Source organism: Alcanivorax sp. P2S70 (genome assembly GCF_000475295.1).
In the GTDB taxonomy this organism is placed as follows: Bacteria; Pseudomonadota; Gammaproteobacteria; order Pseudomonadales; family Alcanivoracaceae; genus Alcanivorax; species Alcanivorax profundi.
In genome coordinates this window covers 20,550-35,104 of record NZ_AXBZ01000050.1, presented here as the reverse complement: position 1 = coordinate 35,104, position 14,555 = coordinate 20,550, and the positions used below count along the sequence as shown (strand labels likewise).

At 57.9% G+C, this 14,555-nt stretch carries 14 protein-coding genes; 3 read left to right on the top strand and 11 right to left on the bottom strand.

Features of this window, described 5'->3' with window-relative positions:
* The first annotated feature begins 197 nt into the window (after positions 1–197).
* Positions 198–1,292, top strand: coding sequence for a GNAT family N-acetyltransferase/peptidase C39 family protein (locus Q672_RS30725; protein ID WP_022986368.1), 1,095 nt, complete (start codon positions 198–200; stop codon positions 1,290–1,292).
* A gap of 244 nt (positions 1,293–1,536) precedes the next feature.
* Here the strand turns inward: Q672_RS30725 and nqrM are convergent, their stop codons facing one another.
* The 11 genes from nqrM to Q672_RS30665 form a co-directional block, all read right to left on the bottom strand.
* Positions 1,537–1,773, bottom strand: a complete 237-nt coding sequence (gene nqrM / locus Q672_RS30720) for a (Na+)-NQR maturation NqrM (protein WP_022986367.1) — start codon at positions 1,771–1,773, stop codon at positions 1,537–1,539.
* 1 nt (position 1,774) lies between these two features.
* Complete coding sequence (locus tag Q672_RS30715) at positions 1,775–2,785, bottom strand: FAD:protein FMN transferase (RefSeq protein WP_022986366.1); 1,011 nt, start codon at positions 2,783–2,785, stop codon at positions 1,775–1,777.
* 213 nt (positions 2,786–2,998) lie between these two features.
* Positions 2,999–4,228, bottom strand: a complete 1,230-nt coding sequence (gene nqrF, locus Q672_RS30710; protein ID WP_022986365.1) for an NADH:ubiquinone reductase (Na(+)-transporting) subunit F — start codon at positions 4,226–4,228, stop codon at positions 2,999–3,001.
* Positions 4,229–4,243: 15 nt separating this feature from the next.
* Positions 4,244–4,864, bottom strand: a complete 621-nt coding sequence (gene nqrE / locus Q672_RS30705; RefSeq protein WP_022986364.1) for an NADH:ubiquinone reductase (Na(+)-transporting) subunit E — start codon at positions 4,862–4,864, stop codon at positions 4,244–4,246.
* A gap of 12 nt (positions 4,865–4,876) precedes the next feature.
* Positions 4,877–5,542 carry an NADH:ubiquinone reductase (Na(+)-transporting) subunit D gene (locus Q672_RS30700; RefSeq protein ID WP_022986363.1) on the bottom strand — a complete coding sequence of 222 codons (666 nt, stop codon included), beginning with the start codon at positions 5,540–5,542 and terminating at the stop codon, positions 4,877–4,879.
* On the bottom strand, positions 5,542–6,372 hold the full coding sequence (locus Q672_RS30695) for a Na(+)-translocating NADH-quinone reductase subunit C (RefSeq protein ID WP_022986362.1): 831 nt from the start codon (positions 6,370–6,372) through the stop codon (positions 5,542–5,544). Before Q672_RS30695 ends, Q672_RS30700 begins: the two co-directional genes overlap by 1 nt.
* Positions 6,372–7,631 carry an NADH:ubiquinone reductase (Na(+)-transporting) subunit B gene (locus tag Q672_RS30690; protein WP_022986361.1) on the bottom strand — a complete coding sequence of 420 codons (1,260 nt, stop codon included), beginning with the start codon at positions 7,629–7,631 and terminating at the stop codon, positions 6,372–6,374. The genes Q672_RS30695 and Q672_RS30690 overlap by 1 nt, the downstream gene beginning before the upstream one ends.
* Positions 7,632–7,633: 2 nt before the next feature.
* Positions 7,634–8,980 carry a Na(+)-translocating NADH-quinone reductase subunit A gene (locus tag Q672_RS30685; RefSeq protein WP_022986360.1) on the bottom strand — a complete coding sequence of 449 codons (1,347 nt, stop codon included), beginning with the start codon at positions 8,978–8,980 and terminating at the stop codon, positions 7,634–7,636.
* 288 nt (positions 8,981–9,268) lie between these two features.
* Complete coding sequence (locus Q672_RS30680) at positions 9,269–10,708, bottom strand: glyceraldehyde-3-phosphate dehydrogenase (RefSeq protein ID WP_022986359.1); 1,440 nt, start codon at positions 10,706–10,708, stop codon at positions 9,269–9,271.
* Between the two features lie 219 nt (positions 10,709–10,927).
* On the bottom strand, positions 10,928–11,509 hold the full coding sequence (locus Q672_RS30670; protein ID WP_022986357.1) for a uracil-DNA glycosylase family protein: 582 nt from the start codon (positions 11,507–11,509) through the stop codon (positions 10,928–10,930).
* Positions 11,506–12,384: an acyl-CoA thioesterase gene (locus Q672_RS30665; RefSeq protein ID WP_022986356.1), complete on the bottom strand. Its 879-nt coding sequence runs from the start codon at positions 12,382–12,384 to the stop codon at positions 11,506–11,508. The genes Q672_RS30670 and Q672_RS30665 overlap by 4 nt, the downstream gene beginning before the upstream one ends.
* Before the next feature lie 250 nt (positions 12,385–12,634).
* Here Q672_RS30665 and Q672_RS33855 point away from each other — a divergent pair, with 250 nt between their 5' ends.
* Positions 12,635–13,777, top strand: a complete 1,143-nt coding sequence (locus tag Q672_RS33855; RefSeq protein WP_022986355.1) for a collagen-like protein — start codon at positions 12,635–12,637, stop codon at positions 13,775–13,777.
* Positions 13,777–14,553, top strand: a complete 777-nt coding sequence (locus Q672_RS34245; protein WP_158586911.1) for a hypothetical protein — start codon at positions 13,777–13,779, stop codon at positions 14,551–14,553. The genes Q672_RS33855 and Q672_RS34245 overlap by 1 nt, the downstream gene beginning before the upstream one ends.
* Positions 14,554–14,555 lie beyond the last annotated feature (2 nt).

The window sequence follows — 14,555 nt, the reverse complement described above, 5'->3', positions numbered from 1 at the left end:
TCAGGCTGGTTCGCCCCCTCTATGGGTCAAAAGGTAAAGAGGGGCGCATCTGCTGCGCTTTGCCGCCAGGAAAGGGAACCACCCTGCCCGTTGCGACAAAACACAACAGCTGCACCCTTCAGGCCAGGCTGAGCACGCAAGGAGTTATTCAGAGGTTCCCCAAGCCCCAGGCGAATACAACCGTTCTTCCGAGGACCATGAACTCCTTCTCTCTACGCCCTGCCCTACCCAGCGATCTGGACGCCCTTACCCGTCTGGAGCAACGCTGTTTTTCCTCCGATCGGCTCTCCCGCCGCAGTTTCCGAAAATGGTTAAAGCGCCAGCATGCCGGACTGATGGTAGTAGAGCGCGAAGGGGAATTGGGAGGCTATGCCCTGGTTCTGCTCCAGCCCGGCACCCGGTTGGCGCGTCTGTATTCCATTGCCGTGGATCCCGGCTTTCGTGGCCAACGCCTTGGGGAACAGCTTATGGATGCTGCGGAAGAATATGCCCATCAGGAACGTCGACTCTACCTTCGACTGGAAGTGCGCAAGGACAACCCTGCAGCCATCGCCTTGTATGAAAAACGTGGCTACCGGCTGTTTGGCCTGGCACCGGATTATTACGAGGACCATCAAGACGCCCTCCGATACCAGAAGCGATTGCATTACCAGCCAGCCAACGCAGAGCAGATTCATTTGCCCTGGGTGCAGCAAAGCACCCCGTTCACCTGCGGCCCGGCTTGTCTTTTGATGGCGCTTGCAGCCCTGCGCAACCAGCCTGCAGACACCACCGAGGAACTGTTGTTATGGCGTGAAGCCACCACCATTTACATGACCGCGGGCCACGGTGGCTGCCACCCCATGGGGCTGGCAATCGCCGCCCACAAGCGTGGCCTCAACGCCAGTGTCTGGTGCAATCAGCAGGGTCCCTTATTTGTGGATTCGGTACGTGATACGGACAAAAAGCGGGTGATCACCACCCTGCACGAGCATTTTGCCCGTAGCTGCAAGGCGCAGCAGATTCCGGTCCATTATCAGGATTTCACTGCCTATGATCTGGACAGTGCCATCGCCCAGGGCAAGGTTGTTCTGGTGCTGATCAGCACCTGGCGCCTGGATGGCCGCAAGGCCCCCCACTGGGTGGCGATCAGTGGCAGCGACGAGGAATGTTTCTACATTCACGACCCGGATCCGGGCGAAGACCAGGTGCCTCTGGACTGCCAGCATGTCCCCATCGCCCGGGAGAAATTCGAACAAATGCGAAAATACGGTCAGGCCAAACTGCGCACTGCGGTGGTGCTGGGAGGCTAAGAAGAGTAGCTTTTCTTAACAGGCTGCTGAGCAACTGGACGTTCAATAAGGCGGCAATAACCGCTCGATCGCGCCACTTTCCGTAGGAACGTCGCTGGCGGCGCGATCAAAACCGTTTCAACAATGACGGGATAGAGGGGGCACTAAAAGGAAGAAAGAACGTAATCGCTGTGTGCGCTGTGGCCGATCTCACTCTTGCCGGTTTGTTATCGCGCCGCCAGCGGCGCGCCAACAAAAAACCAACCTACATTTTCATGACATCCTTGCCCAGCGCAGCGGCTTTTTCGCTGTTCACTTTCTGGGTGTTCTCTTCGCACTTGCCGCGATCGCCGCCACAAATTTCACAGCCTTCTTTCAGGCCAAGATTGGCCAGCCCGCCACAGGAGCCTTGCAAAGGCTTGTTGGACATGATCACGCCAATAGCCATACCCGCAAACAGCAGGCCAAGGAAAACAACAGCCGCCAGAATGGTCATCAACATGTTATCGCTCCTCTTGAATCGCTTTGAAAGCGGGGGTCATCACTTCTTCGACACCCTTATCTGTTCTGACAATAAAGAACACCGCCAGTTCATGTGCCTTGGCAAAGGCCAGACCCTCTTTTGGGCCCAGCACGGTCATGGCAGTAGCCAGACCATCCGCCATCATGGCGCTGGGATGCAGAACGGACACTGACGCCAGAGCATGCTCAACCGGGTAACCGGTGCGCGGATCAATGGTGTGTGAGTACAGTTTACCATCAGACTCGAAAAAATTCCGGTAATCACCGCTGGTGGCTACGGCCAGGTCTTTCAGCGCCACCACGGTCTCCACTTCGCGGACACCGGGAATTGGCCGCTCCACCGCCACGCGCCAGGGTTGGTTATACGGCTTGTGCCCCTGAGCCCGCAGCTCGCCCCCAACCTCCACCAGATAGTTGTTTACCCCGTGGGTTGAGAGCAGGCCCGCAATCTTGTCCACTGCAAACCCTTTGGCAATGGAAGACAAATCCACGTAGACGTTGCCTGGCTGTAGCAGTTGATTGCCGCTAAGCAGCAGGGCCTGCCACCCTACCCTGGCTCTCGCCGCATCGATTTCAAGCGCATCCGGAGGGGAAAAGCGATCCGGATCAGGGCCAAAGCCCCACACATTCACCAACGGGCCCACCGTTACGTCATACGCTCCACCGGTCATCTCGGACAACGAAAACGCCGCCGTGATCACCTTTACCGTATCGTCAGGCAAGTCCATGAGGGTGCCCGGTTCAGCCTGGTTAAAACGGCTCAACACCGAATCCTGCCGGTAGGTGCTCATCTCGGCATTGACCTGCTCCAGCGCGGCCTCGATATCTTCTTTCAGCGCTTCTACGCTTTCATCGGGACTCCCGGTGTATTTCACACTCCAGGTCGTGCCCATGGTGGGACCACTGAGTGCAGATACACGATTCTTGCTGTCATCACAGGCAGCCAGCAGCAGGGTCAGGGAAAGCACCAGCAGGGGAAAGATGCGGGTCATGGTTTGGTACCGGTGTCAGGTCTTGGGGAGCCGTTGAAAGTTCAAAGGCGCGGTGACGGTCTGGCAGCAATCCCAGACTCGAGTCCGCACTTGAGGCATGGGTGCGGCGACAGCGGTTCAGAATAAAGCTGAGCCCGGACGCGCTTTTTAACTTTCAACTTTGAACTTTCAACTCAAAAATAAAAACGCCGGCCCGAAGGCCGGCGTTCCTGATCAGCCGCCGAAATCATCCAGCAGGATGTTTTCCGGCTCAACGCCCAGGTCTTCAAGCATCTTGATGACCGACGCGTTCATCATCGGCGGACCGCACATGTAGAACTCGCAGTCTTCCGGTGCCGGGTGATCCTTCAGGTACTGCTCGTACAGTACGTTGTGGATGAACCCGGTCAGGCCTTCCCAGTTGTCTTCCGGTTGCGGGTCAGACAATGCCAGGTGCCAGTCGAAGTTGTCGTTCTCTTCTGCCAGCTGGTCATATTCTTCGTTGTAGAAGCACTCGCGAACACTACGGGCACCGTACCAGAAACTCATCTTGCGCTTGGAGTTCAGACGCTTGAGCTGGTCGAAGATATGGCTGCGCATGGGCGCCATGCCCGCACCACCACCGATAAAGACCATCTCGGCGTCGGTGTCCTTGGCGAAGAATTCACCGAAGGGCCCGAACACAGTGATCTTGTCACCCGGCTTCAGGTTGAACACGAAGGAGCTCATGATACCCGGCGAAATATCCTTGGACCCCGGAGGCGGGGTGGCAATCCGGATGTTGAACTTGAGAATGCCCTTCTCTTCCGGGTAGTTCGCCATGGAGTAAGCACGGATCACTTCTTCGTTGTTCTTGCAGTTCAGATCGAAGAAGTTGAAACGCTCCCAATCACCCCGGTATTCCTCTGCGATATCAAAATCAGAGAAATTGATATCGAACGGCGGCGCTTCCAGCTGTACATAACCACCAGCCCGGAAATCCACGTTCTCGCCTTCCGGCAGCTTCAGGGTCAGCTCCTTGATGAAAGTGGCCACGTTGTTATTGGAGATAACTTCGCATTCCCACTTTTTCACACCGAAGAATTCTTCCGGCACCTGAATCTTCATGTCTTGCTTCACGTTGACCTGGCAGCTCAGACGCCAGCCATCGCGAATTTCACCCTTGGTGAAGTGGCCTTCTTCGGTGGGCAAAATGTCACCCCCGCCGTCGATCACCTGACACTTGCACTGCGCACAGGTACCGCCGCCGCCACAGGCAGAAGACAGGAAGATTCCCTGGTTTGCCAGGGTGCCCAGCAGCTTGCCGCCAGCCGGAGCATCGATGCCTTTTTCTGCATCGCCATTGATATCGATATGTACATCACCGGTAGCCACCAAACGCGAGCGGGCAGCAAGAATCACCGCCACCAGCGCCAGCACGATGGCGGTGAACATGACGACACCGAGAATAATCTCAACACTCATGATTCAACCCCTCCCTTACAGCTGCACGCCGGAAAATGACATGAAGCCCAGTGACATCAGACCCACGGTAATAAAGGTAATACCCAGACCTTTCAGACCATCAGGCACATCACTGTACTTGAGCTTTTCACGGATCCCGGCCAGCAAGGTGATCGCCAGTGCCCACCCCGTACCGGCACCCAGACCGTAGACGACGGATTCACCGAAGTTGTAGTCACGCTCAACCATGAACAGGGACGCACCCATGATGGCGCAGTTCACAGTGATCAGCGGCAGGAAGATACCCAGCGCGTTGTAGAGACTGGGTACGTACTTGTCCAGCGCCATTTCCAGGATCTGTACCAGAGCAGCGATCACGCCGATGTAGCTCAACAGGCCGAGGAAACGCAGATCCAGGCTTGCCAGCTCAGGAATACCAGTCCAGGACAACGCACCTTCATTCAGCAGGTACGTCAGCAGCAGATTGTTAACCGGCACAGTAATGGTCAGTACCACCACTACCGCCACACCCAGACCAATTGCGGTCGAAATTTTCTTGGATACGGCGATAAACGTACACATACCCAGGAAGAAGGCCAGCGCCATGTTTTCAACAAAGACGGCGCGGACGAACAGGCTCAGATAATGTTCAAACATTCCTCGTCTCCGTTAAAACGCGTCGCTGACACGGGTGTTGGGCTTCATCTTGAAGTCGTCCTGCTCAACCTGGGCCGGCTTCCACGCGCGGATCGCCCAGATAAACAGACCGATCAGGAAGAAGGCACTCGGTGGCAACAGCATCATGCCATTGGTCAGGTACCAGCCACCCTCGGAAACCTTGGGCAGAATCTGGTGACCGAACAGGCTGCCGGCGCCCAGCAGTTCCCGGGTGAAACCCAGGCCCAGCAGGATCACGGAATAGCCAAGACCGTTGCCCACACCATCCAGGAAGGACGGAATCGGCGGGTTCTTCATGGCGAACGCTTCTGCACGCCCCATCACGATACAGTTGGTGATGATCAGCCCCACGAATACCGACAGCTGCTTGGAAATACTGTAGGCGTAGGCTTTCAGGAACTGGTCCACCACGATTACCAGCGAGGCAATAATGGTCATCTGCACGATGATCCGGATGCTGGAAGGAATCGAGTTACGGATCGAGCTCACAAAGAAGTTCGAAAATGCCGTTACCGCGGTCAGCGCAATACACATGGTGACCGTGGTGCTCAGGTTGCTGGTAACCGCCAGCGCGGAACAGATACCCAGGATCTGCAGCGCGATGGGGTTGTTGTCGAAAATCGGACCTAACAGGATGTCCTTGGTTTTCTCCGCCATTACGCGTCTCCTTCCGGCTGCTCGCTGGATTCAACGGCATCAGTGGACTCAGCCACATCACCGCCACCTTGCTGCATGCGCTTCAGGTATGGGCCAAAACCGTTTTGTCCGACCCAGAATTGAAGCAGGTTGCTCACACCCTTGCTGGTCAGGGTTGCGCCGGCCAGGCCGTCTACCTTGTACTCAGCATCCGGGGTGTTTGCTTCCACGGTACCCTTGATGACCTGGATTTCCACATCACCCTGGCCGTCATAGAGTTTCTTGCCTTCCCAGAGGGCTTTCCACTTGGGGTTGTCGACTTCACCACCCAGCCCCGGGGTCTCACCGTGCTCGTAGAACCCAAGCCCGGCAACCGTGTTGGCGTCCGGCTCCAGCGCCAGGAAACCATACAGGGTCGACCACAGACCGTAACCGTGAACCGGCAGGATGATACGGCTCAGTTCACCGTTATCGCCCCGGGCCAGATATACCTCAGCCACTTTGGCCTGACTCTTGATACCCGCGATATCTTCGTCACCGCTCAAGCGTACAGACTGCTTCGGATCCTTGGCCGCTTTACGCTGGTCATAGGATTCCGGCATGTCGACATAGTCACCGCTGTCGATATCAACAAACTTGCGCTCAATGGTGGCGAACTGCTCGTTCACATCCTGAGACGGGTCATACATGCCTGCGGCCTGCAGGATGTTCATCCGCTTGTCGATCAGTTTGTTTTCGTTCTGCACCGGGCGCAGGCTTACCGCAGCAGTGGCAACCACCACACCGCAAACCACACACACCAGGAAGGCAACCAGCAGAGTTTTGCTGACGCTTTCGTTTTTTCCAGCCATTACGCTTCTCCCCCGGTACGACGCAGACGACGGCGAATGTTTGCCTGAGTGACAAAGTAGTCAATCAGCGGCGCACACAGGTTACCGAACAGAATTGCCAGCATGATGCCTTCCGGGAAGGCCGGGTTGATTACCCGGATCAGGACGGTCATCACACCAATCAGGGCACCGAAGATGTATTTGCCCGTGTTGGTCATGGACGCAGACACCGGATCAGTGGCCATGAAGATCATGCCGAAGGCGAAACCACCCACGCTCAGATGCCAGTACCACGGCATGGAGAACATGGCGTTGGAGTCAGAACCGATGACATTGAACAGGGCAGACATACCCACCATGCCCAGGAACACACCCAACACAATGCGCCAGGAGGCAATCTTGGTCATCAGCAGGGCTGCACCACCAATCAGGATGGCCAGGGTAGACGTTTCACCGATACTGCCCTGGATGTTACCCAGGAAGGTGTTCATCCAGCTCAGGCTGGCGGTCGCCGCAGCGGCGCCTTCCGTGAGGGCGTTGCCCGTCAGGGAAGCCGCGTAGTCCAGGTGGCCAGAGGCAGCCAGGGACAAGGAGGTGGCACCAGAGAAGTTGTCCACCGCGGTCCAGACCGTATCCCCGGACATCTGCGCCGGGTAAGCGAAGTACAGGAAGGCACGGCCAACCAGCGCCGGGTTGAGGAAGTTTTTGCCGGTCCCACCGAACACTTCCTTACCAATCACGACACCGAAGGAAATCCCCAGGAATACCTGCCACAACGGAATGGACGGCGGCAGAATCAGGGTGAACAGGATACCGGTAACGAAGAAGCCTTCGTTAACCTCATGGCCGCGCTTCCACGCGAACAGGCCTTCCCAGATAAATCCGCCCAGGTACACGGTAATCAGGATAGGCACATAGTAAACCGCACCATGCAGCACATTGGCCCAGATGCTGGCAGGGTCAAAACCCGTCAGGGCAGCCACCAGGTCACTGCGCCAGCCCCCCAGCGGATCGGCACCGAATTCGGCAATCTGCAGGTTGGCTTGATAGCCGGTATTCCACAGCCCGAACAGAATCGCCGGGAAGGTGCAGAACCACACCGTCATCATGATGCGTTTGAGGTCGAGACCATCACGCACGTGAGCTGCAGTCCGGGTTACGGAATCCGGGCTGTACAGCATGGTGTCGAACATTTCGTAGAAGGTGTAAAACTTCTCGTACTTGCCGCCCTCATGGAAATGCGGAGCGACTTTCTTGTCCAGATAGTTTCTCAGGCCCATGCTCAGCCCTCCGCTTCAATAGTGGTGAGGTTGTCGCGCAGGATCGGACCGTACTCGTATTTACCCGGGCACACGAAGGTGCACAGGGCCAGGTCTTCTTCCAGCAGCTCCAGAGCACCCAGTGCGACCGCGCTGTCGGCATCACCGACAATCAGGGCACGCAACAACTGGGTCGGCAGCACATCCAGCGGCATCACTTCTTCATACGCTCCCACTGGCACCATGGCACGCTCGGAACCGTTGGTGGTGGTGGTAAAGTTGAAGCGCTTGCCCGGCATCAGCTTGGACAGGTAGATATTCATCACCGAGAAACGGTTGGTGCCGGGGGAGATATAACCCAGCAGCTCACGTTCGTGGCCTTCTTTCAGCGCCGTCAGCTGATTGGTGGAGCGACTCAGCCAGGCCAGCGGGCCACGAGCGTTGTGTCCACTGAACACAGAGCCGGAAATCAGGCGATTATCACCGTCTTTCAGTTCACCCTGGGTGAAATCTTCCACATTGGCACCCACTCGGGTACGCAGCAGACGCGGCGTCTTGGCCTGCGGGCCGGCCAGAGCAACCACGCGATCGCTATAGATCTTGCCTTCGGTGAACAGCTTGCCGATGGCGATCACGTCCTGGTAGGCGAGAGACCAGACGGTCTTGTTCATGCCGACCGGATCCAGGAAATGGATCTGGGTACCCACATTGCCAGCCGGGTGCTTACCGGCGAAGGTCTCTTCGCGCACCTGGCCGCCAGCGAAACTGGGCAGATCAGTTTTGGGACCGCGGCAAACCCACACCGGGCCATCGGTGAGACGGCTCAGTACAGACAGGCCATCACGGAACGCCTGTTCGTTTTCCTTGATGACCACCGCCGGCTCTTGCGCCAGAGGATTGGTATCGAGAACGGAAACGAAAATGGAGTTGGGGGTAGAATCCAGCGCTGGCACCTTGCCAAAGGGGCGAGTACGCAGCAAAGTCCATTCACCGGAGTCCACCAGCTGCTGCTGAACCGCGGCACGATCCAGACTGGAAAGCTGGTCGGCACTGTAGGCGGTAAAGGAAACGTCCTCTTCCTGTTCAGCCACTTCAATCACGACGGATTGCAGAATGCGTTTGTGACCGCGATTGATGGCGATCACCTTGCCAGCGGCAGGAGCGGTGTACTTCACACCGTCGGTCTTCTTGTCCGTGAAGAGGATCTGGCCTTTTTTGACCATATCGCCTTCGCGCACTTCCATGGTGGGTTTCATGCCCACGTAGTCACCGCCGAGCACGGCAACAGAACGAACCTGATGACCTTCCTCAATCGACTGGCGCGGTGCACCAGTGATGGGCAGATCCAGGCCCTTCCTGATTTTAATCATAGTTACTCGCCCACGTTGCGTGTTGCTGAAGTCGAGGCAAACCCTCCGAAAATGCCCTGAACTCAGGGAATTACCGGGGATTCACGCAAAATCCGGAATTTGCACTTGGGAGCCGGCCGGAGCCGGCGGCGCATATTATAAAGAGGCGCCACTCCATTCGCCAGAGGCTTGAAGGCCGACTTTTGTCGCATCGCACCAATCCAGTGCAGTGCTGACGCACCACTTCAGCCAGCGCCTCCACTCGAAAAAAAGCCCGCACTGAGCGGGCCCTCTTTCAAACCGACATGCTCAGTCTTTCGGATACGCCGGGAATTCCACCCCGGAGATTTGCTGCAGGATGCGCAGCACCTGACAGCTGTAACCGAATTCATTGTCGTACCATACGTACAGCACGCAATGACGCCCGTTGACAATAGTAGCCTCTGCATCGATGACGGAAGCGTGACGAGAACCAACGAAATCGGTAGAGACCGCATCCGGGCTGCTCACAAAGTCCACCTGACGCTGCAGCGGAGAATGCAGGCTGACCCAGCGCAGGTATTCGTTCAGCTCTTCCAGGCTGGTTTCCTTCTCCAGGGTCAGATTCAGGATTGCCATGGAGACATTCGGAGTAGGAACACGAATGGAATTACCGGTCAGCTTGCCCTTCAAGGAAGGCAGCGCCTTGGCAGCAGCGGTCGCCGCACCGGTCTCGGTGAGCACCATGTTCAACGGCGCCGCGCGGCCACGACGGGGGCCCTTATGGAAGTTATCGAGCAGATTCTGGTCGTTGGTGTAGGAATGCACCGTCTCAACGTGGCCAAACTCGATACCGAACTTGTCTTCGATTGCCTTGAGCGGCGGCACGATGGCGTTGGTGGTACAGCTGGCCGCAGAGATGATCTTGTCGCTGTCTTCGATGATGTTGTTGTTCACGCCGTGAACAATGTTTTTCATATCACCTTTACCTGGCGCCGTCAGCATCACACGGGACACGCCCGGACGGTTCAGGTGCTGGGACAGACCTTCCACATCACGCCACTTACCCGTGTTGTCGATCACCACAGCATTGTTGATGCCGTACTGGGTGTAATCGATGGTGTTGGGATCGTTGGAGTAGATCACCTTGATGAAGTTGCCGTTGGCGATGATGGCATTTTCTTCTTCATCGACGGCGATGGTACCGGCGAAGGGGCCATGCACGGAATCACGACGCAGCAGGCTGGCACGCTTTTGCAAGTCACCCTTGCCAGATTCACGCACCACAATGGCTTTCAGGCGCAGACCGTTACCGGAGCCCACCTTTTCGATCAGCAGACGGGCCAGAATACGGCCGATACGGCCAAAACCGTAGAGCACCACATCGGTGGGCTCAGGCATGCCGCCCTTGTTGCTGGTCGCATCGGCCAGCTCTGCGCGCACATACTCTTCAATAGACAGGCCGCGATTATCTTTTTTGTACTCTACCGCCAACTTGCCGATATCAATGCGGCAGGGGCCCAGAACGAGCTTGGCAACTTCCTGAAGCACCGGAAAAGTGTCGACAACAGACAGCTCGGAATCTTCAATCTGCTTGACGAAACGGTGTGCCTTCAGGATCTGGATAACAGACTTGTTGACCAGGGAACGGCTGTAAACGGTGGTGGTGACGTTCTTTTCGCGCTGCAGGCGGCCAATCATGGGAATCATGGCTTCTGCGATTTCCTCGCGATTCTTCCAGCGTCCGAAGTGGTCTTCCAGTTTGCTCACGGAGATGCCCCTCTCAGTTTGGGTTCAGGTGACGGAAACCGTGGAATGGCTCTAGATGCCCGGTTTCAGCGGTCAGCCAGCGGTGGAGTTTGGGGCGCGAATGATACTGCCAAATGCGGGGTTTATCCACCCGGGTACAGCAAAGCGGCTGACTGTATAAGCGCGGCCGCTGTGACGGCATGGCAAACCCGGGCTCAAAGGCCGGGGACAGCATGAACATTACATCAGAGCCTGGGCCACTTTGGCCTGCAATGCGGGCACCACTTCGTCTTCGAACCAGGGGCGCTGGCGCAACCACAGACGATTACGGGGGCTGGGGTGTGGTAGTGGGAAGTAACCCTGCGCTAGCGCCCGGCGGTATTCCCGTACGTTATCCGTCAGCGACTTGCCGCGCTCCGGCAGGTAATAACGCTGGGCGTACTGCCCCACCAACAGGGTGAGCCTGATCTCGGGTAATTCCGCCACCAAAAGTTCGTGCCACTGCGGCGCACATTCTGGACGCGGCGGCAGATCGCCCCCCTTTCCCCGACCGGGATAACAAAACCCCATAGGGATGATCGCGATGCGACGCTCGTCATAAAAGGCGGCTTTATCCAGTTGCAACCAATCCCGCAACCGGTCCCCGGAGGGATCATTCCAGGGAATCCCGCTCTCGTGTACCCGGGTACCGGGCGCCTGGCCAACAATCAATAACCGGGCGCTCTCTCCTGCCTGCACCACCGGCCGCGGGCCCAGCGGCAAGTGCGGCTCGCACAGGCGGCAAGCGCGCACCTCTTCCAGTAATGGCAGCAGCCGGTTCATTCCGCCGGACTGTCAGACCGGTGCAATCGAATCAACCCTTCCTGAGCCACCGACGCCACCAGGGTGCCATCCTGACGGTAGATGGAACCAAAGTTCATCCCGCGGGAACCACCGGCGAAGGGGCTGTCACTGCGATACAGCAGCCACTCATCGATTTTGAAGTCATTGTGGAACCACATGGCGTGGTCAATGCTTGCGCACTGCACATTGGGCTGCCAGAAATTCATGCCATGGGGCAGCATCGCTGTGCCCATCAGACCAAAATCCGAGCAATAGGCCAACAACGCCCGGTGCGTCATGGGATTGGCGTCCACCTTGTCCACGACACGGAACCAGACCTCCCTGATCGGCGCTTTGGGGTCGGGGGAAATGGGGTCTGTCGGCGTGACCGGGCGAAATTCTACTGGTCGCTCGGTAAGAAAGTCCTTTCGATACTGCTCCGGGAGGCGCTCCACCAACTTGATCCGAATCGCCTCGTCACTCTCCAGCCCGTCCGGGCCTGGCACCTCAGGCATCTCAGCCTGATGGGATGCCCCCTCCTCCACTACTTGATACGAGGACGCCAGCGAAAAGATCGGTCGGCCATGCTGGATGGCATTCACCCGCCGGGTGGTGAAACTCTTGCCATCACGAATCCGGTCCACGTCGTAGACGATGGGCGCATTAAAATCCCCCGGCCGCAGGAAATAGGCATGCAGGGAATGCACCGGGCGGTCTTCCTGCACGGTTCGTGACGCCGCCAACAGAGCCTGCCCGGCCACCAGCCCGCCAAACACACTACGTTGGCCATTGGCCTGGCTCTGGCCACGAAAGAGGTTGTTCTCGAGTTGCTCCAGATCAAACAGATCCATCAGCTCCCGGACAGCATTGTTCATACCCAATCCTCAGCAAAATCACGTTGGCCGCATAGTACCCTACTATTCAAGAAAATGGGGTTCATCAGCGCGCCCGGACACTTAACCTGGCGACAGGCCAATCTGCCAGGGGGGGAGAGTCAGAATCTGCGCTGTACCAGCAGAGCCGTAAAGCAAGATCAATCAAGGACGCACTTGTCCATATGTGAACCAGCGCATAGTATCGGGGCAATTAAATACAAAAGGTCGCGTTGTCGACTTGGGGGAATACATGGTTTCACGACTACGCCAGGGGACGGCGGCCTTACTGCTGTCCATTCTTTTCGTTTACTCCACCGCTTATGCAGAAACACCCTCCAGTCTGATTATCCAGGGATATCTGATCGACCAGAATACCCAACGTCCGCTGCATGCCACCGTGGACGTGGTTGCCACCCTCTATGATCTTTCCGGGCGGACAACGGACTACCAGGACGCAGGCGGGACAGCAACCGACCCCCAAGGTCTCGGCGCCGTTCTCTGGACAGAAACTTTTACCGTTGCCATTGATCAGGGACGCTACAGCGTGACACTGGGCAGCGACAGCAACCCGCTCCCCGCTGATCTCCTTGACAGCAATGAGGTTGAACTGGGGCTTGCCATCGACGGTGATAACGAAATGACCCCACGGATGGCGGTTGCCGCCGCCAGCGTTCCGTTTGCCCTGCAAGCCCGCGAAGCTGAACAGGTCAACGGCGACATCACTCCACGCTCGGTTAGCATCGATGGCAGTCTGGTCATCAATGAATTTGGTGAATGGGTCGGCTCAGACAGTGGCCTGATCGGCCCTGAAGGCCCGGCCGGTGAAGCGGGCCCGGCCGGCGAGAAAGGCGACCCTGGCGCCGATGGTCCCCAGGGGCCAGTTGGTCCTCAAGGCCTGGCCGGTGCTGATGGTGCCACAGGCCCACGCGGCGAGGCAGGGCCACAAGGTCCTGCTGGACCTCAGGGGCCAGCTGGACCGGCAGGCCCCGCCGGCATGATGGGACCACCCGGCCCCCAAGGGCCGCAGGGACCTCAAGGTACGCAGGGTATTGCCGGCGCGGACGGCCCTGCTGGTGCCGCTGGCCCTCAAGGTCCTCAAGGGCCCGCTGGCCCAGCAGGAGCAACCGGGGCACAAGGCCCCACCGGCATGACCGGCCCTGCGGGCACCTTTAGCACCAGCAATGTGTCACAAACGACCTGTAGTGCTGCCACCAGCTGCCAGTGCCCCTCTGGTGTGGTACTTGCTGGCGGCGTCCAATGCAGCGCCAACAGTTATGTGATCAGCAGTTACCCAAGCGCTGCCAACACCTGGTCGGGGAGTTGCGAAGTCTGGCAGACCGGAGCGGCCAGCACCCCCGCAACGCTGACCGTGACCTGCGCGGTGACCAACTGATGGCGATGACCCGACGGCAATTCATCGCGGCGGGAAGCGCAGCAGGCATGCTGCTTAGTACCCCACTGGTCGCGGGCACCACTGCCACCCGGGTTGAATTGGTGGCAGGTGAGCGCGCCATTGCCCTGGAAGGCCAGCAGCAACTGCGTATCAGCCAGTACGGGCGCCAGGCATACTGGCACCAAGGTCAGGGTGATGCTGTTTCGATCACAGCCGGATCACCACCGCAAACACGCATCGTCGCCGCTGCCAAAGACGGCACCCAGCTTGTTGTGCTCGACCGAGGACATCGCCAACTCCGCTGGTTTCAGGCCAACGGGGTACTCGCGCGCGAGCTCAATCTGCCCGATTTGCTGGAACCTGCCGACTTCATCCTCTATGCGGGACAGGCAGTCATTGCAGATGTGCACGGCCACCGGTTACTCGCCCTGGATACCCATAGCGAGCGCAGGGCATGGCTGGAAAGTGACCGGCCATTGAATGGCCCGGCATCACTGGCCCGCACACAGGATCGACTGTCCCTGCTGACACTAGGCGATCAACGACTCCACCACTTTACTCTCGCCGGGGAGTCTCTCGGCAGTGAAGGCTCCATGCTTGCCATGCCGGGCAGCCTGACAGCCATCAACAATCACTTGCTGGTAATGGACCGCAGCCAGAACCAACTGTGCTGGGCGGACCATACCCAACCCATTCTGGCGCTACCGCAAACCGGCCCCCAACAGCTGGCGTATATGAGCTGGCAACCGGGCAGTAACCTGCTGATCAGCGTATGAGG

Excerpts from the sequence above, each read along its gene's own strand:
- Q672_RS30665 (WP_022986356.1), bottom strand. The coding sequence starts at position 12,384 with ATGAACAATGCTGTCCGGGAGCTGATGGATCTGTTTGATCTGGAGCAA.
- Q672_RS33855 (WP_022986355.1), top strand. The coding sequence starts at position 12,635 with ATGGTTTCACGACTACGCCAGGGGACGGCGGCCTTACTGCTGTCCATT.
- Q672_RS30685 (WP_022986360.1), bottom strand. The coding sequence starts at position 8,980 with ATGATTAAAATCAGGAAGGGCCTGGATCTGCCCATCACTGGTGCACCG.
- Q672_RS34245 (WP_158586911.1), top strand. The coding sequence starts at position 13,777 with ATGGCGATGACCCGACGGCAATTCATCGCGGCGGGAAGCGCAGCAGGC.
- Q672_RS30670 (WP_022986357.1), bottom strand. The coding sequence starts at position 11,509 with ATGAACCGGCTGCTGCCATTACTGGAAGAGGTGCGCGCTTGCCGCCTG.
- Q672_RS30690 (WP_022986361.1), bottom strand. The coding sequence starts at position 7,631 with ATGGGCCTGAGAAACTATCTGGACAAGAAAGTCGCTCCGCATTTCCAT.
- Q672_RS30700 (WP_022986363.1), bottom strand. The coding sequence starts at position 5,542 with ATGGCGGAGAAAACCAAGGACATCCTGTTAGGTCCGATTTTCGACAAC.
- nqrE (WP_022986364.1), bottom strand. The coding sequence starts at position 4,864 with ATGTTTGAACATTATCTGAGCCTGTTCGTCCGCGCCGTCTTTGTTGAA.
- Q672_RS30715 (WP_022986366.1), bottom strand. The coding sequence starts at position 2,785 with ATGACCCGCATCTTTCCCCTGCTGGTGCTTTCCCTGACCCTGCTGCTG.
- nqrM (WP_022986367.1), bottom strand. The coding sequence starts at position 1,773 with ATGTTGATGACCATTCTGGCGGCTGTTGTTTTCCTTGGCCTGCTGTTT.
- Q672_RS30695 (WP_022986362.1), bottom strand. The coding sequence starts at position 6,372 with ATGGCTGGAAAAAACGAAAGCGTCAGCAAAACTCTGCTGGTTGCCTTC.
- Q672_RS30725 (WP_022986368.1), top strand. The coding sequence starts at position 198 with ATGAACTCCTTCTCTCTACGCCCTGCCCTACCCAGCGATCTGGACGCC.
- nqrF (WP_022986365.1), bottom strand. The coding sequence starts at position 4,228 with ATGAGTGTTGAGATTATTCTCGGTGTCGTCATGTTCACCGCCATCGTG.